The following is a 2,154-nucleotide window of genomic DNA, read 5'->3' on the forward strand; positions in this document are numbered from 1 at the left end:
CCGAATTTTTTTTGATAGCTCTAGACGGCTTTCTCCATGTCTTATGTTATCGTGGTCTCTGAGATGTGTATATAAGGAAAGAGCCCAACACATCAGATTCCTCCAAATGTTGTCCGAAGATGACCACCACCGCAATTTGTATATTCAATTTACCATATCATAAGATTTTTTATACTGAAATGAAAATTTTCCATCTTCATCAAATTTAGTTGGGAGGTGTAATATTTCATTAGAAATATACTTTTTAACATTAGAACAAGCATAAAAATTTCCAAACTCTCCAAGTGTAAAAGATTCTAATATTGCCCAAATTGGAATATTTTTGTCTGAATCAAAAAAATGGTTAACTATATTGTTAGAACTGTGATTATAACTATTTATTAAAGCATTATTAATTTTGACTTTAAGCGCCATTCTTTTACTGTAGCTATTATGGTATGCCATGCTATCTTTCTTAAGAAATCTATATTCTGTAATTGATTTTTCAAATATATCATCTAAATTCTCTGACTTTGCGTCCTGCAATACTGCCTCTATTACATAACTTTTTAATGCATTCTCAATAAACATAATCCTATAATAAAAACGTGATTTCAAATCAAATCAAACTGATTTAATGCAATCACTTCATCTAAAGATTTTAAAAGATATTTTATTATGTGTCTTCTTTAGGTGTCACTGGTGTACGTTCAAAGATTACAACTGATATTGGTGCGATGGTTGACTTAGTACGTGAAGTCACAGATATACCTGTAGCAGTAGGATTTGGAATCTCTACACCAGGGCAGGCAAAAAAGATGGCATCTCAATCAGATGGTGCTATTGTAGGTAGTGCAATTATTAAGATTATTGAAAAATATGGAAAAAATGCCCCACAATATGTAGAAGCATATGTAAAAGAGATGATAGATGTACTTAAGTAAACTTGGTCTTAGGATCAAGTTTTTTTCATAAAAAAGAGCGCTCACGCGCTCTAATCTGAAATTCTATTATACTTCTTTCCATTCACTTCAAATTTAACATTATTTATTCTATTGAGGTAAATAGTCTGATCAATCTCTTTTGTTTTATAATCATTATTACTCGTATAATCATAAGATTGACTATAGAAGTTAACTTTGTTGTTTATTAGACTTCCTACATATATACATTTATAATATGATTTTTTTCTCTCTTCATCTCTATTTGTTTCATAGAATGTGACTTCATCACCATCTATAATAAAATAGTTTCCTTCTAAATCTCCTTCTATATTCCACATTCCATCATATGCATGATAATGATCATAAGTTACTTTTGCATAGATACCTCCACCAAGTAGAATAACACATACTACAATGAGTGAAGCAAATGCTTTTTTATTCTTCTTGAATGCATGACAGAAAGCCATAAATGTATTTTTGATAGATTCTTCATCTTCAGGCTCTTCTATTTTTGGTTCATGTAACATCTTACCTTGAGTTGTAAGCATCACCCCTATTCCATTTATTGCCTTTCCAAATACCCATACAAGAATCATTAAGAATACGAAAATAACTGTATAATAGATCTTCATCTTCAAGAAATATTCATTTCCTAGATAATGATACAAAAGAAATGCATTCACTAATATACCTATTAGAGTAAAAATCTTTGATAATGCTTTGAGTTCCCTTCCTAATCTATAGTGCATAATTAATCTCCCTTCATATTAGATTGTCTCTCATTATATCATACGATTATTTAAAAATAGTTTTATTTTCATCAGATGCTCAATACTCACATCTATATTCACAATCTATATAATTAGAAAATCCTTACATTGTATAGACACAAAAACACGTTAACCAGAAAGTTAGCAACAAGAATATTATTCTAGATTCTAGAAGATATTCACCATGTATAATTTGACTTTTTTGCTAATATGTTACGATGTAGATAAAGAAAAGGTCGGTCTGGTGACCTCAAAAACCCATGTCCATCGGTCGGAGCAGAGTCCTAAAACCTGCATCCATTATAGAGAGAACTCCACGGAGTTCCTTTTTTATTGCAAAAAAGTTCTTTCAATCGAAAGAACTAAAATGTATGTTGGTTTATTTACTGTTTTAACATAAATCATTTATGCTATTTTGATAAATATTTATGTTATTTTTCATTTATTTATCTTATTTAATG

General features: G+C 29.8%; 3 protein-coding genes. 1 reads left to right on the forward strand and 2 read right to left on the reverse strand.

Annotated elements, in window-relative coordinates:
* Positions 1-144: 144 nt before the first annotated feature.
* Positions 145-597, reverse strand: coding sequence for an Abi family protein (locus tag ACT8VG_RS10485; RefSeq protein WP_444195837.1), 453 nt, complete (start codon positions 595-597; stop codon positions 145-147).
* A 62-nt stretch (positions 598-659) separates the two neighbouring features.
* Between ACT8VG_RS10485 and ACT8VG_RS10490 the strand changes: the two genes are divergently transcribed.
* Positions 660-923 (forward strand): tryptophan synthase subunit alpha, encoded by a 264-nt coding sequence (locus ACT8VG_RS10490; RefSeq protein WP_444195838.1) that lies wholly within the window; start codon positions 660-662, stop codon positions 921-923.
* A 50-nt stretch (positions 924-973) separates the two neighbouring features.
* Here ACT8VG_RS10490 and ACT8VG_RS10495 read toward each other — a convergent pair whose 3' ends face one another.
* The gene (locus ACT8VG_RS10495; RefSeq protein WP_217106180.1) at positions 974-1,672 is read right to left on the reverse strand and encodes a hypothetical protein; all 699 of its coding nucleotides are present in this window, start codon (positions 1,670-1,672) and stop codon (positions 974-976) included.
* Between the last annotated feature and the right edge of the window lie 482 nt (positions 1,673-2,154).

This window comes from Catenibacterium sp., from assembly GCF_052354645.1.
Lineage (GTDB): Bacteria > Bacillota_I > Bacilli_A > Erysipelotrichales > Coprobacillaceae > Catenibacterium > Catenibacterium mitsuoka_A.

Excerpts from the sequence above, each read along its gene's own strand:
- ACT8VG_RS10495 (WP_217106180.1), bottom strand. The coding sequence starts at position 1,672 with ATGCACTATAGATTAGGAAGGGAACTCAAAGCATTATCAAAGATTTTT.